The sequence below is a fragment of the Burkholderia lata genome, assembly GCF_000012945.1.
GTDB classification, from domain to species: Bacteria; Pseudomonadota; Gammaproteobacteria; order Burkholderiales; family Burkholderiaceae; genus Burkholderia; species Burkholderia lata.
Map to the genome: position 1 here is coordinate 2,534,336 of NC_007510.1, position 19,893 is coordinate 2,554,228.

Sequence of the window (19,893 nt, forward strand, 5' to 3'; positions counted from 1 at the left end):
AACCGCGATTATGTCCGATTGCGGCATGCGCGATGCCCGCGCATGCCGCAAATCGTGCTCAGGGCTCCAGATGGAGTTCCTGGATCTTGCGCGTGATCGTGTTGCGACCGATGCCGAGCCGCTCCGCGGCCTCGACCTTGCGGCCGCGCGTGAAGTCGAGCGCCTCGCGGATCACGGCCGCCTCGAAGCGGCGTGCGAGTTCGTCCATCACGTCGGCCGAGTTCTCGCGCAACAGCCGTGCAACCTCGGTGCGCAGGCCGTGCTCCCACAGCGGATAGCCGGCCGGCGCGCTGCCGTTCGGCGCCGCCGCGACCGGTGCGGACGCCAGTGGAGCGCCGCCAATCGCCGGTTGCGCGAGCGTTGCCGCCTCGCCACTGCCGCCGTGCGCGTCCACACCGTCGCTCGTCGCAACCACCGGCGCACCGGCCGGCACGAGGTCGGGCGGCAGGTCCTTGATCTCGACCGTCTGCGCGGGCGCCATCACGGTCAGCCAGTTCGCGAGGTTCTCGAGCTGGCGCACGTTGCCGGGAAACGCCAGCGACGTGAGGTACACCAGCGCTTCGTCGGACACGCGCTTCGGCTCGACGCCGAGATCGCGCGCGCTCTTCTGCAGGAAGTGGCGCGTGAGCAGCGCGATGTCCTCGCTGCGCTCGCGCAGCGGCGGCAGGCGCAGCCGGATCACGTTGAGCCGGTGGTAAAGGTCCTCGCGGAACAGCCCCTGCCGCACGCGCGATTCGAGATTCTGGTGGGTAGCGGCGATCACGCGCACGTTCGCGCGCAACGGGTTGTGGCCGCCGACCCGATAGAACTGTCCGTCCGACAGCACGCGCAACAGGCGCGTCTGCAGGTCGAACGGCATGTCGCCGATTTCGTCGAGGAACAGCGTGCCGTTCTCGGCCTGCTCGAAGCGGCCCTGCCGCGTCGTCTGCGCGCCGGTGAACGCGCCGCGCTCATGGCCGAACAGCTCGGATTCGAGCAGGTCCTTCGGAATCGCCGCGGTGTTCAGCGCGATGAACGGCCCGTTTGCACGCGGGCTGTGACGGTGCAGCGCACGCGCGACGAGTTCCTTGCCGGTGCCCGATTCACCGGTGATCAGCACGGTCGCGGCCGAGTGCGACAGGCGACCGATCGCGCGAAACATGTCCTGCATCGCGGGGGCCTGGCCGAGCATCTCGGGCGCCTCGGCCACGCGCTCGTCCTGCGGCGCGCCGCCGCGCAGGCTTTCCTCGACCGCACGGCGGATCAGCTCGACCGCCTTGTCGACGTCGAACGGCTTCGCGAGATATTCGAACGCGCCGCCCTGGAACGCCGCAACGGCGCTGTCGAGATCGGAGAACGCCGTCATGATGATGACGGGCAGGCCCGGCAGGCGCTCGTGCATCGCCTGCAGCAACTCGAGGCCCGAGCCGCCCGGCATCCGGATGTCGGATACCAGCACCTGCGGGGTCTCGTGGTCGAGCGCGGCCAGCGCGTCCCGCACGTTCGCGAAACTCTTCGTCGCGAAGCTGTCCCGGGCGAGCGCCTTTTCGAGCACCCAGCGGATCGATTGGTCGTCGTCTACTATCCAGATCGGCTTCATAGGTCGGTCAGATATTGGTGAATCTGGTGAATCGCCATGCCGCCGCTCAATGGTCGAGCGGCAGCAGGATCTGAAATTCGGTACGTCCGGGCCGGCTTTCGACCTCGATCATCCCGTCGTGCTGCTGCACGAACGTCTGCGCGAGCGTCAGGCCGAGGCCGCTGCCGTCGTCGCGCCCGGACACGAGCGGGTAGAAGATCCGGTCGCGGATTTCCTCCGGAATGCCGGGCCCGTTGTCGATCACGTGCAAGTCCAGTGCCAGCCGGTACAGGCGCTTCGCGATCGTCACCTTGCGCGCGATGCGCGTGCGCAGCTCGATCTTCGCGTCGCCCTGCGCGATCCGTTCGCGCAGCGCCTGCGCGGCGTTGCGCACGATGTTGAGCAGCGCCTGGATCAGTTGCTCCTTGTCGCCGCGCAGGTCCGGCACGCTCACGTCGTAGTCGCGCTCGATCGAGAGCCCGCGCGGGAATTCCGCGAGCATCACCGCACGCACGCGTTCGCATACTTCATGAATGTTCACGTCGCCGACGATGTGCGGATGCCGGTGCGGCTCCAGCAACCGGTCGACGAGCGTCTGCAGGCGGTCGGACTCCTTGATGATCACCTGCGTGTATTCGCGCAACTCGCCGCGCTCGCGCTCGCCGAGCTCGAATTCGAGCAGCTGGGCTGCGCCGCGAATGCCGCCGAGCGGGTTCTTGATCTCGTGCGCGAGGTTGCGGATCAACTGCTTGTTGACCGCGGTCAGGTCGTGGATGCGCTCCTCGCGATCGGTGCGCGACTGCCGCTCGTTCTCGAACAGCTCGACGAGCACGAAATCGGGCGAGGTCTCGAGAAAGCCGACGATCGCGTGCACATGCAGCGGTTCGCGGCCGGGCCGGTCGAGCACGGTATCGAGGTGCGTCGCATGAAAGCGTTCTTCGCCGATCGCGGTGATCGTCGATGCCAGCTCGTTCGCATTCGGAAAAATCTCGCCCCACGGCCGCTGCGCGAGCTGCCGGCGCGAAATGTCGAGCATCGCCTCGGCTGACGGGTTCGCGAACGCGATCCGCAGCGTCTTGCGGTCGAGCACGATCACGACCGTCGGCAACGCTTCCAGCCCCGCCAGCAGGCCCGAGCGCGAGAGCCGCTCGTCGTCCGTCAGTCGCTCGGGCTGCCCCGTTTTCGCCTTGATCAGATTCTTCAGAACCATCTGCGTGCTTGTCGCGCCTTTACGGGCCAGAAAAGGAAAATCACCGGAACAAAAAAGGGACGGCTGGACGCCGCCCCTTTCAGACTCCGCCGTTCCCGCCGCAAGCCGCGCGACGGGAACGAACCGGCATGACGGCGCTGAATCGAAGCGCCATCGCCGATTAGAGCGAGTAGTACATCTCGAACTCGATCGGGTGCGTCGTCATGCGGAACTTCGCCAGCTCCTGCTCCTTCAGCGCAAGGTACGCGTCCAGCATGCCGTCCGTGAACACGCCGCCGCGCGTCAGGAACTCGCGATCCTTGTCGAGTGCTTCGAGTGCCTGGTCGAGGCCCGCGCACACGGTCGGGATCTTTGCATCTTCTTCCGGCGGCAGGTCGTACAGGTTCTTGTCCGCTGCTTCGCCCGGATGGATCTTGTTCTGGATCCCGTCCAGACCCGCCATCATCAGTGCCGAGAACAACAGGTACGGGTTCGCCATCGGATCCGGGAAGCGCGTTTCGATACGGCGGCCCTTCGGGTTCGACACGTGCGGAATGCGGATCGATGCCGAACGGTTGCGTGCCGAGTAGGCGAGCTTGACCGGTGCTTCGAAGTGCGGGACCAGACGCTTGTACGAGTTCGTCGTCGGGTTCGTGATCGCGTTCAGCGCGCGGGCGTGCTTGATGATGCCGCCGATGTAGAACAGCGCCATTTCCGACAGGCCGGCGTAGCCGTTACCCGCGAACAGGTTCTGGCCGTCCTTCCAGATCGACTGGTGAACGTGCATGCCCGAACCGTTGTCGCCAACGATCGGCTTCGGCATGAACGTCGCCGTCTTGCCGTACGAGTGCGCGACGTTGTGGATGATGTACTTCGACCATTGCGTCCAGTCGGCGCGCTCGACCAGCGTCGAGAACTTCGTGCCGATTTCGTTCTGGCCCTGGCCCGCCACTTCGTGGTGGTGCACTTCGACCGGGATGCCGAGCTGTTCGAGCAGCAGGCACATTTCCGAACGCATGTCCTGGAACGTGTCGACCGGCGCGACCGGGAAGTAGCCGCCCTTCGTGCCCGGACGGTGGCCCGTGTTGCCGCCTTCGAATTCCTTGGCCGACGACCACGGTGCTTCTTCCGAGTTGATCTTCACGAAGCAGCCCGACATGTCCGTGCTCCACTGGACCGAGTCGAAAATGAAGAATTCCGGTTCCGGACCGAAGTAGGCGGTGTCGCCGATGCCCGTGCTCTTCAGGTAAGCTTCAGCGCGCTTCGCGAGCGAACGCGGGTCGCGCTCGTAGCCCTTGCCGTCTGCCGGCTCGACCACGTCGCAGGTCAGCACCAGGGTCGACTCTTCATAGAACGGGTCGACGAATGCGGCGTTCGGGTCCGGCATGAGCAGCATGTCCGACGCCTCGATGCCCTTCCAGCCGGCGATCGACGAGCCGTCGAATGCATGGCCGCTTTCGAACTTGTCTTCGTCAAACGCCGAAACCGGCACCGACACGTGCTGTTCCTTGCCGCGCGTATCCGTGAAGCGGAAATCGACAAACTTGACGTCCTCGTCCTTCACGAGCTGCATGACGTCGGCGACGGTTTTACTCATAACCTCTTCTCCTGATTGAACAATTCCGGCGGACTGGGAACCGCCTCGTTTATCGAGCTGACCGGGGTCTTGCTTTGGCGCAGCGCGCCCCGATTCGACCGAATCCTATAAAGCAGCTTCCGTGCCACCTATGCGCAAGATTGGCGCGAATCGCGCCGGCGCTCGTCGCGACGGGGCTGTGCTGCGCAATTCCGGGGCTCGGCTTCGCACCGCCTGCCAACCGAAGGCACCGCGCTGGTGCAATCGTTGCAGTGCGCCGCGCCCACTGGATCATCTTGGTGCATGCGCGCCATTCTGCACTCTTTTGGTGAATGCGTGTGGGGTGCGCGCACCGTATTCCACGCGGACATCCGTGCCGCGACGCCGCGCTAGAATGTTCGTTTGACCGATAGGAGACTCCCTGCCATGAGTACGCTCGACCAGCTTTACGCGAAGGCCGACGAACGCCGCGCACAAGCCGCGCTCAACTACGCCGGGGCGCTGCTGCCGGCCGAGGCCTTCGAACTGCTGCAGCTCGATCCGTCGGCGCGCCTCGTCGACGTGCGCACCCGCGCCGAACTCGACTGGATCGGCCGCCCGCTCGTCGGCGACGGCCAGTACCTGCACCTCGAATGGACGCGCTACCCGGGCGGCGTGCCGAACGCCGAATTCGTCAACGAACTGAAGGCGGCCCTCCCGGCCGATACGCCGATCCTGTTCCTGTGCCGCAGCGCCGCGCGCTCGAAGCTCGCCGCGATCGCCTCCACGCAGGCCGGCTACACGAAGGCGTTCGACCTGCTCGAAGGCTTCGAGGGCGCGAAGGACGCCGAAGGCCACCGCAAGACGGTCGACGGCTGGTGCTTCCGGAAACTGCCGTGGATCGGCGCCTGACGGCACGCCGCTCCCGCCGGTTGCGACAACCCCATCGTCGAGCCGGGCGATGACATGCCGATGACGGGCCGCGTTGCGCGGCCCGTGGCTTTTGTACCGCTGATCGAGGGGCCGCTCAGGCGCGCGGCGTCTCGGGCTCGACGACGTCGCCGCCGAGCAGGTGCACGCCTTCGCGCAGCTTCACGTACGCGGCCGCGACCGCTTCCGGCTCGCCCTTCACGCCGAGGTCGATGTGACGGCGCGCGTAGATCCCGCCGCGCTCCGCATCGCCGACGCTCGGCAGGCTGAACACGCGCACGCCCGGGAAATCGCGCTCGATGCGCTCCATCAGCGGCGTGAGCGTCGATTCCGGCAGCTCGAACACGTACAGCGAGCGCTCCGCGTGCGGCGTCGCGTGATGCAGGTGCGCGTACTTCGTGTCGAGCACCCATTCGATCATCGGCCACGCCATCACCGGGAAGCCCGGCACGAAGTGCAGGTCGCCGACCGAGAAGCCGGGAATCCGGTTGTAGCCGTTCGGGATGATCGTCGCGCCCACCGGGAACACGCCCATGTTGAAGCGGTGCTGGTTCTCCGGCGAATCGAAGTCGACCGGCGTGGCCGGATCGGTGTGCGTTTCGCGGATCCGCTCCGAAATCAGCACCTTCGCTTCTGGATGCAGCTCAAGGGACACACCGAGCGCGGCGGCCGCGCACTGGCGCGTGTGGTCGTCCGGCGTCGCGCCGATGCCGCCCGTCGAGAACACGATGTCGCCCGACGCGATCGCGCGTGCGAGGGTCGCCGTGATGCGCGCCGGATCGTCGCCGACGTATTCGGCCCAGTCGAGCGTGAGGCCGCGCGCGCCGAGCAGCTCGATGACCTTCGCCAGATGCTTGTCCTGCCGGCGGCCCGAAAGGATTTCGTCGCCGATGATGATGATGCCGATGCTCATGCCTGCCCCATGTCGATTGCGGTGGCGCGCGAACTCGCACGCAGGTCCTCCAGCGCGCGCAGGCAGTAATGCCCGAACCACAGCGCCGAGAAGACGAGGATGAAAGCGTATACCCAGATCATGGCGGCCGCGACGAACGGAAACAGCACCATCATCCAGACCGACGATACCCATACGAAGGTCGGCACGGTGCCGAGCAGCCCGGTCGCGACGCCGATGCCGATCAGCGGCCAGCGGTGCTGCCGCACGAGCGCGCGGCGCTCGTCGCGGCTCGCGTGCAGCGCGAGCGCGTCGTAGGTCATCACGCGATACGTGAGCCAGCCCCAGATCACCGGCGGCAGCAGCGCGAAGAACGGCGGAATCAGCCACAGCGGGATGGTGACGACGAGCACGACGACGCCGGCCAGCGCCGCCCACAGCGAATTGAACACGCTGCCGAAGAAAGTGCCGCCCCGCTTCGACTCGAGCGCCGCGAACTGCCGGTTCGACAGGTGCTTGATCACGACCGGCATCGAAATCGTCGCGATCAGCAGCAGCACGGTCAGCACGATCAGCGGAATCGCAAGCGACACGACCACGAACGGCGCGACGACCGCATGCAGCTGCGACATGCCGATCGCGTCGAACGCGCGGTACAGCATGGCCGTCAGCACGAAGCCGTCGAGCGCGCCGCGTGCGAGGTCCAGCAGCGACTGCCACGAGAACCACAGCACGGCGCCCCACAGGACGGCCGAGACGAGAAACGGCATCAGGGTGAGCCACAGCATGCGCGGATGCAGTGCGCTCGCCAATGCCCGGACGAAGGAACGCAGCAAATCGTTCATGCGAGCCTGTATCGACGGAGAAAAACGGGGAAAGGATAAACCACGCGGCCCGCATGCGCCAAAGCACATGCGGGCCGCGTGGGAGAGCCGCTCAACGCAGGAATGGCCGGATCAGGCCGATGCCGCGCCGCGCTTGGCGGGGAACAGGCGCCGGAAGATCCGCACGAACGCGAGGCCGTGCTGCGCCCAGAAGCCTTCGCCGTAGGACACGCCCTCGACCTGGTCGCGGATGCCGGTCGGCTCGACCGTGCGGCTCCACGACGCGGTGCCGAACATCATGTCCCACCACGGGAACAGCACGCCGAAGTTGCAGCCGTACTTCGTGCCTTCGTGGCCGTAGCCGACCGCGTGGTGGCGGCGGTGGAAGATCGGGCTCACGAACAGGCGCTCGCCGAGCCAGCCGAACGGCAGCCGCGCATTCGTGTGCTGAATGCTCTGCATGAAGTTGGTGAACGCGGTCAGCACGACGAACTGCGACGGCGTCACGCCGATCACGAGCGCGATCGCCGCGAAGAAGCACGACTGGATCACGTCGTCGAGCACGTGGTTGCGGTCGTCGCACCACAGCGACATCTGGCGCTGGCTGTGATGCACGGCGTGCAGTTCCCACCAGACGCCGAACTTGTGCTGCCAGCGGTGATACCAGTAGCCGGCGAAATCGAGCACGACGAGATAGATCGCGAACGTGACGATCGGCTTCGAGGTCACGCCCGGCCACAGGTAGTCGAGGTTGAGGTTCGCGACGCCGTGCAGGCGCAGCCACGCCTGGAAGTTGTCGAACAGCGGCTGCAGCGCGAAGAAGAAGAACAGCGAATAAATGCCGAGCTTCGCGATCGCCGTGTAGATCACGTCGACCCGCACGGCACGGCGATTCGTCCAGCGCTCGACGGGCAGCAGCGCCTCGAGCGGGCGCAGCAGCACGAACATCAGGACCATCTGCAGCGCGCCGACGATCACCCAGTACAGCGCGTCGTAGGTGTCCTCGTCATAGTCCATCAGGTTGAACTTGAAGAGGAGCGGCTGCACGACGTCGACGTACAGCCAGGTCTGGATGTCCGATACGAATGCATCGATCAGGTGCAGCATCGTTCTCCCCCGCCCGTCACGCGCCGTTCGCGGCGCGCCACGGCGCGCGGTCGTAGAAATAGATGCCGTGCGGCGAGCGGCCGACAGCGATCGTCTGCACCAGCTTGCGCGACGCCAGGTCGATGATCCCGACCTTCTTCGCGAAGCGGAACGTCACCCACAGCGTCTTCTTGTCGGCGGACAGCTCCATGTCGTCCGGGCCCGGCAGCAGGCCGGTGATGTCGCCGACGTTGGTGAGCGTGTTCTCGTCGATGATGCTGATCGTGTTCGCGACCCGGTTCGTCACCGCGACGTGCGTGCCGTCGGCGAGCGAGCGGAAGTTGTGCGCGCCCTTGCCGGTGTAGATCTGCTTGACGACCTTCTGGTTGCGCCAGTCGACCACCGCGACGTAATCCGCGCCGGTCATCCCGACGAGCAGGTACTTGTCGTCCGGCGTGAGCCACAGGCCGGCCGGCACCTTGCCGACCTTCATCTTCCACTTGACCGTCTGCGTCGGCAGGTCGATCGCCGCGATCTCGCCGGAGACTTGCAGCGACACGAGCAGCGTCTTGCTGTCCTTCGTGAACGCGAGGTGGCTCGGCATCACTTCGAGCGGCACGCGCTTCACGAGCTTCAGGTCGCGGCCGTCGTAGCCGTAGATGTCGACGCGGTCGAGGCGCAGGCCGGCCGCCGCGAACCACTTGCGGTCGGGCGAGAAGCCGAGCTGGTAAGGATCGTCGATCCCTTCGATGGTGCGCTGCAGCTTGCCCGTCTTCGGATCGAGGAACATCAGGCTGTTCGAGACCGAATTTGCAACGATCAGCGACGAATTGTCGGGCGTCGCCATCAGGTGATGCGGTTCCTTGCCGGTCGGCATCGTGCCGACGACCTGGCGGGTCTGCTGATCGATCAGGGAAAGCGTCGCTTCGGCCGAATTGAGGATGATGACGTTATTCGCGTGTGCGGCGGGCGCCAGCACGGCGGCGGCCAGCGCAAGCGTGCGGCCGAGGGAAAGGAAAGTGCGCATGAAGACTCACGTCGAGGAACAACCGTCATTGTAAAACGTTCAACCGGCCCGGCCGGTTGACCGAAGCCGGCATTGCGCCACTTCGACGCACGCCGCGGCGGCCCGGTCGGCCGGCGCGGCAGGCGCCGCGCGGCCGGCCGGGGCCGGCCGCCGGTGCGAGCCCGGGAAACCGATGTTGCGCTAGCGCTGCATCGACTCCCAGACCTTGTGCAGACGCTTGACAGAGACAGGCATCGGCGTGCGCAGTTCCTGCGCGAACAGCGAAATCCGCAGTTCCTCGAGCAGCCAGCGGAATTCCGCGAGCCGCGAATCGGCGACGCCGCCGCGCTGCGACACCGCGCGCTGGTACTGCTGGGCGAGCGGCAGCAGGTCGGCCGACTGCTTCGCGTCGCGCGCCGGATCGGCCTTCAGCTTGTCGATCCGCAGCGCGATGCCCTTCAGGTAGCGCGGGAAGTGCGCCAGTTGCGCGTACGGCGTATCGATCACGAAGCGCTTGCCGACCAGCGCGCCGAGCTGCTGCTGCAGGTCCGCGTGGGCCTGCGCGAACGGCTTCGCCTGCGCGAGCTTCTTCACGAGCCCCGCGTATTCGGCCAGGATCTGCCCGACCAGCCGCGCGATTTCCTGCGCGAGCAGGTTCAGGCGGCTCCGGCCCTCGTCGCGGCGCGCGTGGAAGCTTGCGTCGTCGTCGGGCAGCGGGTCCTGCAGGCACGCGCGGTCGAGCGCCGTGTCGATCAGCTGGTCGCGCAGCTCGTCCTGCGTGCCGAGCGACATGTACTGCATCGCCATCTCGCGCAGGCCCGGCAGGTTCTTCTCGAGGAACTTGATCGGCTCCTTCAGCTGCAGCGCGAACAGCCGCCGCAGGCCGGCCCGGTGGATGCGCGCGGCCTCCTCCGGCGAATCGAACACTTCGACGTCGCAATGCGTGCCGCGATCGACGAGTGCCGGGTAGCCGTACAGCGTCTGGCCGCGCCGGCGGATCTCCAGCAGCTCGGGCAGCTTGCCGAAATTCCACGTCGTCAGGTTCTCGTACAGCGCGGTCGCGCCGGCTTCCGCCGGAGCGGCCGTCTGCGGCGCCGCGCCCTTGCCGGCCTTCGCGTTGCGGCCGGCGGCACCGGTCGTGGCAGCCGTCGCCGGCGCCTGGCCGATGGGCTGGCCGTCATCGGCATCGCCGCCCGCGGCGATCGTCGACGCCGCCGCGATCTTCTGGAACTGCTGCTGCGCCTGCGCCCCCAGCTCCTGGCGAAGCTGCGCGAGATTGCGCCCCATCGCGAGCTGGCGGCCGTGCTCGTCGATCACCTTGAAATTCATGAACAGGTGCGCGGGCAGCGTCTCGAGCTTGAAGTCGGCCGTTTTCATCGCGATTTGCGTTTCACCACGCACGTCGGCGATCAGCGCCTCGACGAGCCCGCCCGCGCCGAAGCGCTCGCGGCCCATCCGCTCGACGAAGCCGGCCGCGTACTCGGGCAGCGGCACGCAATGCCGGCGCAGCTTCTGCGGCAACGACTTCAGCAGCAACTGCACCTTTTCCTTCAGCATCCCCGGCACGAGCCACTCGCAGCGGCGCGCGTCGACCTGGTTCAGCGCATACAGCGGCACCGCGAGCGTCACGCCGTCGCGCGGCGTGCCGGGCTCGAAGTGATACGTGAGCGCCATCTCGACGCCGGCCATCGTCGCGCGCTTCGGGAACAGCTCGGTCGTCACGCCGGCCGCCTCGTGGCGCATCAGGTCGTCGCGCGACAGATACAGCAGCCGCAGCTTGTCCTCGGGCTGGCCGCCCTTCTTCACTTCGTCGCGATACCAGCGCTCGAACGCGGCGCCCGTGTGAATGCCTTCCGGAATCGCCTGGTCGTAGTACGCGTAGATCAGCTCGTCGTCGACCAGCACGTCCTGCCGGCGCGACTTGTGCTCGAGCTGCTCGATGTCGGCGAGCAGCTTGCGGTTGTGCGCGAAGAACGCGAGCTTCGTGTCGAACTCGCCCTCGACCAGCGCGCCGCGGATGAACAGCTCGCGCGCCCGCGACGGATCCTGCTTGCCGAACGCGACGCGCCGGCGGTGGTAGATCGGCAGCCCGTACAGCGTCGCGCGCTCGTATGCGCTGACCTGCGCCGGGCGCTTTTCCCAGTGCGGCTCCGACAGTGACTTCTTCAGCAGGTGCGCGCCGACCTTCTCGACCCATTCGGGCTCGATCTTCGCGAGGCAGCGCGCATACAGCCGGCTCGTCTCGACGAGCTCGGCCGCCATCACCCAGCGGCCGGCCTTCTTCGCGAGCACGGAGCCTGGCCACAGGTAGAACTTGATCCCGCGCGCGCCGAGATAGTGCGGATCGTCGTCGGCCTTCAGGCCGAGGTTGCCGAGCAGGCCGGTCAACAGGGCCAGATGGATCTGTTCGTAGGTCGCCTCGACTTCGTTCAGCCGCCAGCCGTGCTCGCGCACAACCGTCAGCAGTTGCGAATGGACGTCGCGCCACTCGCGCAGCCGCAGGTGCGACAGGAAGTTCTGCCGGCACGCATCGATCAGCTGGCGGTTCGACTTCTTGTGCGCGACGGCCTCTTCGAACCACGCCCAGATCTTCAGCCACTGCAGGAATTCGGAACGCTCGTCGGCAAACCGGCGGTGCGCCTGGTCGGCCTGCTCCTGCGCTTCGATCGGGCGGTCGCGCGGATCCTGCACGGACAGCGCGCTCGCGATGATCAGCACCTCGCGCAGCGACTGCTGGTCGCGCGCGGCGAGAATCATCCGGCCGACGCGCGGGTCGAGCGGCAGCCGCGCGAGTTCGCGGCCGAGCGGCGTCAGCGCGTTGTCGTCGTCGACCGCGCCAAGCTCGTTGAGCAGCTGGTAGCCGTCCGCGATCGCGCGGCCGGGCGGCGGCTCGAGGAACGGGAACGATTCGATCGCCGTCAGGTGCAGCGATTTCATCCGCAGAATCACCGACGCGAGCGACGAGCGCAGGATTTCCGGATCGGTGAAGCGCGCGCGCGCCTGATAGTCGCTTTCCTCGTACAAGCGGATGCAGACGCCATCGGCCACGCGGCCGCAACGGCCCGCGCGCTGGTTCGCGGCCGCCTGCGAGATCGACTCGACCTGCAGCTGCTCGACCTTGTTCCGGTACGAATAGCGCTTCACGCGCGCGAGGCCGGTATCGACGACGTAGCGGATGCCCGGCACCGTCAGCGAGGTTTCGGCCACGTTGGTCGCGAGCACGATCCGGCGCGCATTCGACGCCTTGAACACCTTGTCCTGGTCGGCCGCCGAGAGCCGCGCGAACAGCGGCAGGATCTCGGTATGCGGCGGGTGGTGCTTGCGCAGCGCCTCGGCCGCTTCGCGGATCTCGCGCTCGCCGGGCAGGAACACCAGCACGTCGCCGGGGCCTTCGCGGCACAGCTCGTCGACTGCGTCGACGATCGCGTCCATCAGGTCGCGCTCGGCTTCGCGCGCGGTCTTCACGCGGTCGCGGCCGCCCGTGCCTTCGGCGTTCTTCACGGCCGGGCGATCCTCCGCCACGGGCCGGTAGCGCATCTCGACCGGATACAGCCGCCCGCTCACCTCGATCACGGGCGCGGGGCGCTCGTCGGAGCCGAAATGGCGCGCGAAGCGATCGGCGTCGATCGTCGCGGACGTGACGATCAGCTTCAGGTCCGGCCGCCTCGGCAGGATTTCCTTCAGGTAGCCGAGCAGGAAGTCGATGTTCAGGCTGCGCTCGTGCGCCTCGTCGATGATCAGCGTGTCGTACGCCTTCAGCAGCGGGTCGGTCTGCGTCTCGGCGAGCAGGATCCCGTCCGTCATCAGCTTCACGGACGCGCCCGGCGCGAGATTGTCGGTGAAGCGCACCTTGTAGCCGACCACTTCGCCGAACGGCGTGCCGAGTTCCTCGGCGATCCGGCGACCGGTGGACGACGCGGCGAGGCGGCGCGGCTGCGTATGGCCGATCAGGCCCGTGCCGCCGGCGCCGAGGCCGCGGCCGAGATCGAGACAGATCTTCGGCAACTGCGTGGTCTTGCCCGAGCCGGTTTCGCCGCAGACGATGACAACCTGATGACCGGCGATCGCGCGCGCGATTTCGTCGCGCTTGCCCGACACGGGCAGGCTTTCGGGGTACGTGATCGGCGGGACCGGGTTCGGCGCGACGACCGCGCGCGGCGGACGCTCGCGGCGCGGCGGACGCTCGCCCGTTGCCTGCGGTGCGCCCTTTGCGGCCGGCTGGCGCGCATCGCTGCGCCGTTCGTCGCCGCGCGGCCCGCGCGGCGCGTGTGCCGGCGTGCCCGCCGGCTTGTCCTGCTGCTGGCGAGGTGGCTGGCCCTGCTGCTCGCGTGCATCGGCCGCACCATCCGGGTGCCGGGCCGACGGCGTATTGGCCCGCGTCGGCGCGGGACTTTTAGAAACATTCGACATGGGGGCGCATTATAATCCCGCCCATGAATTCCCAAACCGACCTCCCCCCCGCCCAGACCGGCGCCACGACGCCGCCGGCTGCCGACGACTCGGCCGCCAGTCACGCGCAGTTCGTCGACTGGATGCGCTCCGTCGCGCCCTATATCCACAAGTTCCGCAACAGCACGTTCGTCGTGGGGTTTGGCGGCGAGGTGGTGCAGCAGGGGCTGCTGAATGCGCTCGTGTCCGACATCGCGCTGCTGCAGGCGATGGGTATCCAGATCGTGCTGGTGCACGGCTCGCGCCCGCAGGTCGAGGAGCAGCTGAGCCTGCATGGTGTCGAATCCGAGTTTTCGCACGGGCTGCGCATCACCGATGCGCGCGCGCTCGAATCCGCGAAGGAAGCGGCCGGTGAAGTGCGTCTCGACATCGAGGCCGCGATCAGCCAGGGTCTGCCGAACTCGCCGATGGCGCACGCGCACATCAGCGTCGTGTCGGGCAACTTCGTGACCGCGCGGCCGGTGGGGATTCTCGACGGGGTCGATTTCGCGCATACGGGCATCGTGCGCAAGATCGACGCCGAATCGATCCGTCATTCGCTCTCGAGCCGCAAGCTCGTGCTGCTGTCGCCGCTCGGGTTCTCGCCGACCGGCGAAGCGTTCAACCTGTCGATGGAAGACGTGGCGTCGGCCGCCGCGATCGCGCTGCGCGCCGACAAGATCGTGTTCCTGACCGAAGGCCCCGGCATCGTCGACGACGAAGGCGAGCTGATCCGCGAAATGTCGCTCGACGCGGCGGCCGAGCTGCTCGATTCCGGCAACGTCCAGGGCGACGACGCGTTCTTCCTGAAGCATTCGATCCGCGCGTGCCGCGGCGGCGTGACCCGGGCGCACCTGATCCCGCAATCGCTCGACGGCAGCATGCTGCTCGAACTGTTCCTGCACGACGGCGTCGGCACGATGATCTCGTACGAGAACCTCGAGAGCCTGCGCGAAGCGACGCCGGACGACGTCGGCGGCATCCTGTCGCTGATCGAGCCGCTCGAGTCGGACGGCACGCTGGTGCGACGCGGCCGCCACCAGATCGAACGCGACATCGACCACTTCTCGGTGATCGAGCACGATGGCGTGCTGTTCGGCTGCGCGGCGCTGTATCCGTACCAGCAGGAAAAGATCGGCGAGATGGCGTGCCTGACGGTCGCGCCGGAAGCGCAGGGCTCGGGCGACGGCGAACGCCTGCTCAAGCGGATCGAGCAGCGCGCCCGCGCGCGCGGCCTCACGCATATCTTCGTGCTCACGACGCGCACCGAGCACTGGTTCCTCAAGCGCGGCTTCGTCAAGGTCAGCGTCGACGACCTGCCGGAAGACCGCCGCAAACTCTATAACTGGCAGCGCAAGTCGCTCGTGCTGATGAAACAGCTCTGAGCGCAGGCACGACTGCCCTCCCCCAGACCGATTACAGGAGAAGTACACGATGGCTCGAATGATCCAATGCGCGAAGCTCGGCAAGGAAGCCGAAGGCCTCGATTTCCCGCCGCTGCCGGGCGAACTCGGCAAGCGCATTTACGAGAGCGTCTCGAAGGAAGCGTGGCAAGGCTGGCTGAAGCAGCAGACGATGCTGATCAACGAAAACCGCCTGAACATGGCCGACCCGCGTGCGCGCCAGTACCTGATGAAGCAGACCGAGAAATACTTCTTCGGCGACGGCGCGGACCAGGCGTCCGGCTACGTGCCGCCGACGGAAGGCTGAAGACGCGCTGCCGCGCGGCCGGCGCAAGTTGCCGGCCACGCGCTCCGGGAAAGACGGCACCGTGTTTCGCACGGTGCCGTTTTCTTTTGGGAACGCGCGAGGCGGTATGCCGCTCCGCTCAACCGGCCGGCTTCAGCGCGCCGCCCTCGCCTGGCTGCGTGTTCCCGTCGACCGCGGGCTCCACGCCGCCGCCTTCGGTGCCCCATTCGGCCGCGTCGCTGCGTTCGGCCGTCGACAGTTCGTCCGCGCGATATCCGGTGCGATTCAGCAGCGCCAGCATGCAGACGAGCGACACGAACGCGTAAAGCCCCGACGCAACCGCGACACCGACGATGCTGCCGGTCGAATTGAGGATCGCCTGCGCGAGCACGGGCGTGCCGCCGCCGACGACGAGCGCGCTCAGCTGATACGCGAGCGACAGGCCCGTATAGCGGATGTTCGCCGGGAACACGCGTGCGAGCACGCCGCCGACCGCGCCATAGAACATCGCCGATGGAATCGTCGAGATGCACATGCCCGCGACGGCCACCCAGTACGACCGTGTCGCGAGCGCGTGAAACATCACGGGCATCAGCACGATTTCCGGAATCAGGATCCAGCACATCGCGCGGCGCATGTCGACCTTCGACACGAACCACGCGCCGACCGGCTGCATCAGGAACTGCACGACGAGCGAGATCGACAGGATGCCGAGGAACGTACCCTGCGCGTAGCCGAGCTCCTTGGTCGCCCACGACAGCGCGAACGTGCTGCGGAAGTACGTGACGTTGATCACCGGCAGCGTGCCGGCCGCGAGCAGCACGACGACCCAGTGATCGCGCACGACGTCGCGCAGCGGCAGCTTCACGGTGCGCTTGCGCGCGAGCACGCGCTGCATGTCGGCCGACTCCTCGAGCTTCAGCCGGATCACCATGCCGATGATCACGAGCACGGCCGACAGCAGGAACGGAATCCGCCAGCCCCACATCAGGAACGACGGCGTCGGCAGCGCGCTCAGCGCGAAGAACGCGGCAGTCGCGAGCAGGTTGCCGGTGGGCGAGCCCTGCTGCGCGAACGCCGCATACAGGATGCTGCGATGCTTCGGCGCGTTCTCGCTCGCGATCAGCACCGCGCCGCCCCACTCGCCGCCGACCGCGATGCCCTGCAGCACGCGCAGCACGACGAGGCCGGCCGGCGCCCAGACGCCGATCTGCGCATAACCGGGCAACAGGCCGATGCCGGTCGTGGCCAGCCCCATCATCACCAGCGTGATCACGAGCGCGGTCTTGCGGCCGACACGATCGCCGAGATGCCCGAACACGATGCCGCCGAGCGGTCGCGCGGCAAAGCCGGCCCAGAACGTAACGAACGCCAGCAGCGTCGCAACGCCGGGATCCATTGTGCTCGCAAAGAACACCTTGCCGAACACGAGCGCCGCGGCCGTGCCGTAGATGTAGAAGTCGTACCACTCGATCGTGGTGCCGACGAACGCCGCGAAGGCGGCGCGGCCGGGCCGCGGTTGCGGTGCGGTAGTCGGGGATTGCTGACGGCTCATCGATGTCTCCATGTTTGCGTGTCGGGGGCGCGACTGTCGCGCGCCTTTCCCGGGTGGCCGGCATCGCGCCGCCGGCCGGCGGCGTCGTGCCGGTCGGCGGCGCCTAGCCGGGGGCTTCCCTCAGCACGCCGGCGTCGAGCAGTTGCTGCTGGAGCGCGGGATCGACGCCGAGGCGATCGAGCACCGCGCGCGTGTCGCCGCCCAGTGCAGGCGGCGGCGAACGATAGGTGGCCGGCGTGCGCGACAGCTTCACCGGCGACGCCGTGCCGCGATACGCACCGATTTCGACGAACAGGTTGCGGTGCAGCGCATGCGGATCGTGCGCGACGTCGGCGACCGTTCGCACCGGCCCGCACGGCACGCCGGCCGCCATCAGGTCGCGCGCGAGCGGCTCGCATGCATGCGCGGCGAGCCGTGCTTCCAGTTCGGCCTTCAGCTCGGGCCGATGCGCGCAGCGGCTACGGTTGTCGACGAAACGCGGATCGCTTGCGAGCGCCGGCACGCCGAGATGCGCGACGAGCCGCGCGAACTGCCGGTCGTTGCCGATCGCGAGGAAGATCGGCACGGTCGCCGTGCGATAGCTGTCGTACGGCGCGATGTTCGGATGCGCGTTGCCGCTGCGCTCCGGCACGCGCCCCGAACCGAAGAAGTTCGGCAGGTGCGGATGCAGCAGCGACACGCCGCAGTCGTACAGTGCGATGTCGATCGACTGGCCCTGCCCGCTCTTCTCGCGCTCCGCGAGCGCCAGCAGGATGCCCGCGAGCGCATTGAGTCCCGTGACCATGTCGACGATCGGCAGACCGATACGCGTCGCATCGCCGTCGCGCTCGCCGTTGACGCTCATCAGCCCCGCCATCGCCTGGATCACCGCGTCGTAGCCGGGCAGCCCGCCGAGCGGGCCGTCTTCGCCGAAGCCCGTCACCGCGCAGTGGATCAGGCGCGGGAAACGCGGCTGCAGGTCGCGCGCGTAATCCATCCCCCAGCGCGCGAGCGTGCCGGGCTTGAAGTTCTCGACGAGCACGTCGGCCTCTTCGAGCAGACGCCACAGGATTGCGCGCCCTTCGGCGCGAGACAGGTCGAGCGCGAGCCCTTCCTTGTTGCGGTTCACGCCCATGAAATACCAGGCCGTATCGCCGAGGAATGGCGGCCCCCAGCCGCGCGTCTCGTCGCCGTCCGGCGGCTCGATCTTGACCACCGTCGCACCGTGGTCGGCGAGCGCCTGCGTGCAGTACGGGCCGCCGAGCACACGGCTCAGGTCGACGACCTTCAGGCCGTCCAGAGCACCACGCGTCAGGCTCATCGTTCGACCTCCGGCAGCAGATCGAGCGCGGTATCGAGTGCGATCGGCGTGCCGCGCAGCAGTGCGTCGTACGCGGCCGATTCGTCGTCGCGCGATGCCGGCGCGAGCGGATCGATCGGCAGTAGCTTGTGGCGCACAACCAGGTGCGCGAGCGCGAGCCGCCGGAAATCCGGCGCGAGCCGCACGCCTTCGCACGCCATCAGCACGGCCGCGCTCGCGTAGTACAGCGCGGATGCGGCCTGGCGCACGCGAGCGTCGTCGCCTTCGGCCGCGACCCGCATAAGCGCGTCGCAGGCGCGCGCGAGAATGCGCCGCAGCGCCGCGCGGCTCGCATCGGGCAGCGGCGCCGCGCCGAGGCGGTCGCCGAGGAACGCGCGCAGCGCATCGAGCGCCTGCTCACGCTGCGCGGCCCGCGCGACGTCGAGCGCGACGATGTTGCTCGTGCCCTCCCAGATCGAGCCGAGATGCGCATCGCGCACGACGCGCGCGTCGCTCCATTCCTCGATGTAGCCGGTGCCGCCGCGCACTTCCATCGCATCGCCGGTCACGCGCCGCGCATCGCGGCACGCGCGGAACTTGATCAGCGGTGTCAGGATCCGCACGCAGCGCGCGGCCTGCTCGTCGCCCGCATCGGCCTGCGGCAACAGCAGCGCGATCTGCATGAACATCGCGCGCGCGGCTTCGGCCGGCAGCAGCATCTTCAGCAACTGGCGCTGCATCAGCGGCATCTCGATCAGCTTGCGGCCGAAGGCCTCGCGATGCGCGGCGACATGCAGCGCTTCGTTCAGCGCGCGCCGCATCAGCCCCGCCGCGCGCACGCCGTTCGACAGCCGCGACATGTTGATCATGTCGGCCATCTGGTGAAAACCGCGGCCGATCTCGCCGATCAGGTACGCCTGCGCGCCTTCGAGCGCGATCTCGCCGCTCGCCATCGAACGGCTGCCGAGCTTGTCCTTCAGGCGCACGATCCGGTAGCGGTTGCGCGTGCCGTCCGGCAGCGTCTTCGGCAGCAGGAACAGCGCGAGGCCCTTGATGCCGTCCGGCGCGCCGTCGGGCCGCGCGAGCACCATCGCAAGATCGGCGTCCGCGTTCGAGCAGAACCACTTGTCGCCAGTCAGGCGCCAGACGGTCTCGCCGAGCGCGTCCGTCTCGCGCGTCGCCCGCGTCGCGATCCGGGCGACGTCGGAGCCCGCCGCCTGCTCGGTCATGAACATCGCGCCCTGGTACAGCGTGTCGAAATCGCGCGACGCAAGCATCGGCAGGTAGCGCGCGACGAGCGCCGGATCGCCGAAGCGGCGCAGCGTGCGCGTCAGCGAATCGGTCATGCTGACCGGGCAGCACAGCCCGAATTCCGCCTGCACGAACAGGAACGTCAGCGCGTACTTGACGAGCGGCGGCACCGATTCGGACCCGTGGCTCAGCGACGCGAGCCCGAGTTCGGCATACGCGACGCGTTCGAGCGCGACATACGCGGGATCCTTGTCGATCCGCTGCACGGCCTCGCCGCGCCGGTTGCGGTGCTCGAGCACGGGCGGGTGCTTGTCCGCGCGCGATGCCCATTCGTCGAGCTCGCCCGACACGCGTGCGCCGAGCGCGCGCAGCCGCGGCTCCAGCTCGGCATAGTGCGCATCGCCGAGATGCAGCTTCAGCAACGCGCCGAGGTCGGGATCGACGGTGAAGAAATTGATGCCCCGGCTGTCGGGGATGTTGGATGCGCCGGCGTCCGGCGTGCGAGCGGTGTCGTTCATGCGTGCGTCTCCTGGGTTGCCTGCACGTCGGCTGGAAGCGGCGCCGCAGCGCCCGGCCAGTCCCGTGCAAAGCCTTCCGCAGAGCGTAGGCGCGCGATCGATAAGCGTCCAATACAGGATTTATCCGGTACGA

Annotated in this window: 14 protein-coding genes; 3 read left to right on the forward strand and 11 right to left on the reverse strand. The window is 67.8% G+C overall.

The window, feature by feature from the left end:
• Positions 1-58: 58 nt before the first annotated feature.
• The 3 genes from ntrC to glnA form a co-directional block, all read right to left on the reverse strand.
• Positions 59-1,579: a nitrogen regulation protein NR(I) gene (ntrC, locus tag BCEP18194_RS17395; RefSeq protein WP_011352585.1), complete on the reverse strand. Its 1,521-nt coding sequence runs from the start codon at positions 1,577-1,579 to the stop codon at positions 59-61.
• A 46-nt stretch (positions 1,580-1,625) separates the two neighbouring features.
• Entirely contained in the window at positions 1,626-2,768 is a 1,143-nt protein-coding gene (glnL, locus tag BCEP18194_RS17400; RefSeq protein WP_011352586.1) for a nitrogen regulation protein NR(II), read from the reverse strand.
• A 160-nt stretch (positions 2,769-2,928) separates the two neighbouring features.
• Positions 2,929-4,344 carry a type I glutamate--ammonia ligase gene (glnA, locus tag BCEP18194_RS17405; RefSeq protein WP_011352587.1) on the reverse strand — a complete coding sequence of 472 codons (1,416 nt, stop codon included), beginning with the start codon at positions 4,342-4,344 and terminating at the stop codon, positions 2,929-2,931.
• Positions 4,345-4,749: 405 nt separating this feature from the next.
• On the opposite strand from glnA, the gene BCEP18194_RS17410 reads away from it, so the two are divergent.
• A complete protein-coding gene (locus tag BCEP18194_RS17410; protein WP_011352588.1) occupies positions 4,750-5,214 on the forward strand; it encodes a rhodanese-like domain-containing protein in 465 nt (154 codons plus the stop codon).
• Between the two features lie 115 nt (positions 5,215-5,329).
• Here BCEP18194_RS17410 and BCEP18194_RS17415 read toward each other — a convergent pair whose 3' ends face one another.
• The 5 genes from BCEP18194_RS17415 to hrpA all read right to left on the reverse strand — a co-directional run bounded on the left by BCEP18194_RS17415 (position 5,330) and on the right by hrpA (position 13,450).
• Positions 5,330-6,145 (reverse strand): competence/damage-inducible protein A, encoded by an 816-nt coding sequence (locus tag BCEP18194_RS17415; protein ID WP_011352589.1) that lies wholly within the window; start codon positions 6,143-6,145, stop codon positions 5,330-5,332.
• A complete protein-coding gene (locus BCEP18194_RS17420; RefSeq protein ID WP_041492892.1) occupies positions 6,142-6,969 on the reverse strand; it encodes an EI24 domain-containing protein in 828 nt (275 codons plus the stop codon). The genes BCEP18194_RS17415 and BCEP18194_RS17420 overlap by 4 nt, the downstream gene beginning before the upstream one ends.
• Positions 6,970-7,080: 111 nt before the next feature.
• Positions 7,081-8,055: a sterol desaturase family protein gene (locus BCEP18194_RS17425; protein ID WP_011352591.1), complete on the reverse strand. Its 975-nt coding sequence runs from the start codon at positions 8,053-8,055 to the stop codon at positions 7,081-7,083.
• A gap of 16 nt (positions 8,056-8,071) precedes the next feature.
• Positions 8,072-9,061 (reverse strand): beta-propeller fold lactonase family protein, encoded by a 990-nt coding sequence (locus tag BCEP18194_RS17430; protein WP_011352592.1) that lies wholly within the window; start codon positions 9,059-9,061, stop codon positions 8,072-8,074.
• A gap of 180 nt (positions 9,062-9,241) precedes the next feature.
• Entirely contained in the window at positions 9,242-13,450 is a 4,209-nt protein-coding gene (hrpA, locus tag BCEP18194_RS17435) for an ATP-dependent RNA helicase HrpA (protein ID WP_011352593.1), read from the reverse strand.
• 23 nt (positions 13,451-13,473) lie between these two features.
• Between hrpA and argA the strand changes: the two genes are divergently transcribed.
• Both argA and BCEP18194_RS17445 read left to right on the forward strand, forming a co-directional pair.
• Complete coding sequence (argA, locus tag BCEP18194_RS17440; protein ID WP_011352594.1) at positions 13,474-14,853, forward strand: amino-acid N-acetyltransferase; 1,380 nt, start codon at positions 13,474-13,476, stop codon at positions 14,851-14,853.
• Between the two features lie 49 nt (positions 14,854-14,902).
• On the forward strand, positions 14,903-15,178 hold the full coding sequence (locus BCEP18194_RS17445) for an oxidative damage protection protein (RefSeq protein ID WP_006478357.1): 276 nt from the start codon (positions 14,903-14,905) through the stop codon (positions 15,176-15,178).
• Between the two features lie 118 nt (positions 15,179-15,296).
• Here the strand turns inward: BCEP18194_RS17445 and BCEP18194_RS17450 are convergent, their stop codons facing one another.
• The 3 genes from BCEP18194_RS17450 to BCEP18194_RS17460 all read right to left on the reverse strand — a co-directional run bounded on the left by BCEP18194_RS17450 (position 15,297) and on the right by BCEP18194_RS17460 (position 19,760).
• Complete coding sequence (locus BCEP18194_RS17450) at positions 15,297-16,712, reverse strand: MFS transporter (protein ID WP_011352595.1); 1,416 nt, start codon at positions 16,710-16,712, stop codon at positions 15,297-15,299.
• A gap of 103 nt (positions 16,713-16,815) precedes the next feature.
• On the reverse strand, positions 16,816-18,012 hold the full coding sequence (locus BCEP18194_RS17455; RefSeq protein WP_011352596.1) for a CaiB/BaiF CoA transferase family protein: 1,197 nt from the start codon (positions 18,010-18,012) through the stop codon (positions 16,816-16,818).
• A complete protein-coding gene (locus tag BCEP18194_RS17460; protein WP_011352597.1) occupies positions 18,009-19,760 on the reverse strand; it encodes an acyl-CoA dehydrogenase family protein in 1,752 nt (583 codons plus the stop codon). Before BCEP18194_RS17460 ends, BCEP18194_RS17455 begins: the two co-directional genes overlap by 4 nt.
• Between the last annotated feature and the right edge of the window lie 133 nt (positions 19,761-19,893).

Bases quoted from the DNA above. Each gene is read 5' to 3' on its own strand.
- ntrC (WP_011352585.1), bottom strand. From the start codon at position 1,579: ATGAAGCCGATCTGGATAGTAGACGACGACCAATCGATCCGCTGGGTG.
- glnL (WP_011352586.1), bottom strand. From the start codon at position 2,768: ATGGTTCTGAAGAATCTGATCAAGGCGAAAACGGGGCAGCCCGAGCGA.
- glnA (WP_011352587.1), bottom strand. From the start codon at position 4,344: ATGAGTAAAACCGTCGCCGACGTCATGCAGCTCGTGAAGGACGAGGAC.
- BCEP18194_RS17410 (WP_011352588.1), top strand. From the start codon at position 4,750: ATGAGTACGCTCGACCAGCTTTACGCGAAGGCCGACGAACGCCGCGCA.
- BCEP18194_RS17415 (WP_011352589.1), bottom strand. From the start codon at position 6,145: ATGAGCATCGGCATCATCATCATCGGCGACGAAATCCTTTCGGGCCGC.
- BCEP18194_RS17420 (WP_041492892.1), bottom strand. From the start codon at position 6,969: ATGAACGATTTGCTGCGTTCCTTCGTCCGGGCATTGGCGAGCGCACTG.
- BCEP18194_RS17425 (WP_011352591.1), bottom strand. From the start codon at position 8,055: ATGCTGCACCTGATCGATGCATTCGTATCGGACATCCAGACCTGGCTG.
- BCEP18194_RS17430 (WP_011352592.1), bottom strand. From the start codon at position 9,061: ATGCGCACTTTCCTTTCCCTCGGCCGCACGCTTGCGCTGGCCGCCGCC.
- hrpA (WP_011352593.1), bottom strand. From the start codon at position 13,450: ATGTCGAATGTTTCTAAAAGTCCCGCGCCGACGCGGGCCAATACGCCG.
- argA (WP_011352594.1), top strand. From the start codon at position 13,474: ATGAATTCCCAAACCGACCTCCCCCCCGCCCAGACCGGCGCCACGACG.
- BCEP18194_RS17445 (WP_006478357.1), top strand. From the start codon at position 14,903: ATGGCTCGAATGATCCAATGCGCGAAGCTCGGCAAGGAAGCCGAAGGC.
- BCEP18194_RS17450 (WP_011352595.1), bottom strand. From the start codon at position 16,712: ATGAGCCGTCAGCAATCCCCGACTACCGCACCGCAACCGCGGCCCGGC.
- BCEP18194_RS17455 (WP_011352596.1), bottom strand. From the start codon at position 18,012: ATGAGCCTGACGCGTGGTGCTCTGGACGGCCTGAAGGTCGTCGACCTG.
- BCEP18194_RS17460 (WP_011352597.1), bottom strand. From the start codon at position 19,760: ATGAACGACACCGCTCGCACGCCGGACGCCGGCGCATCCAACATCCCC.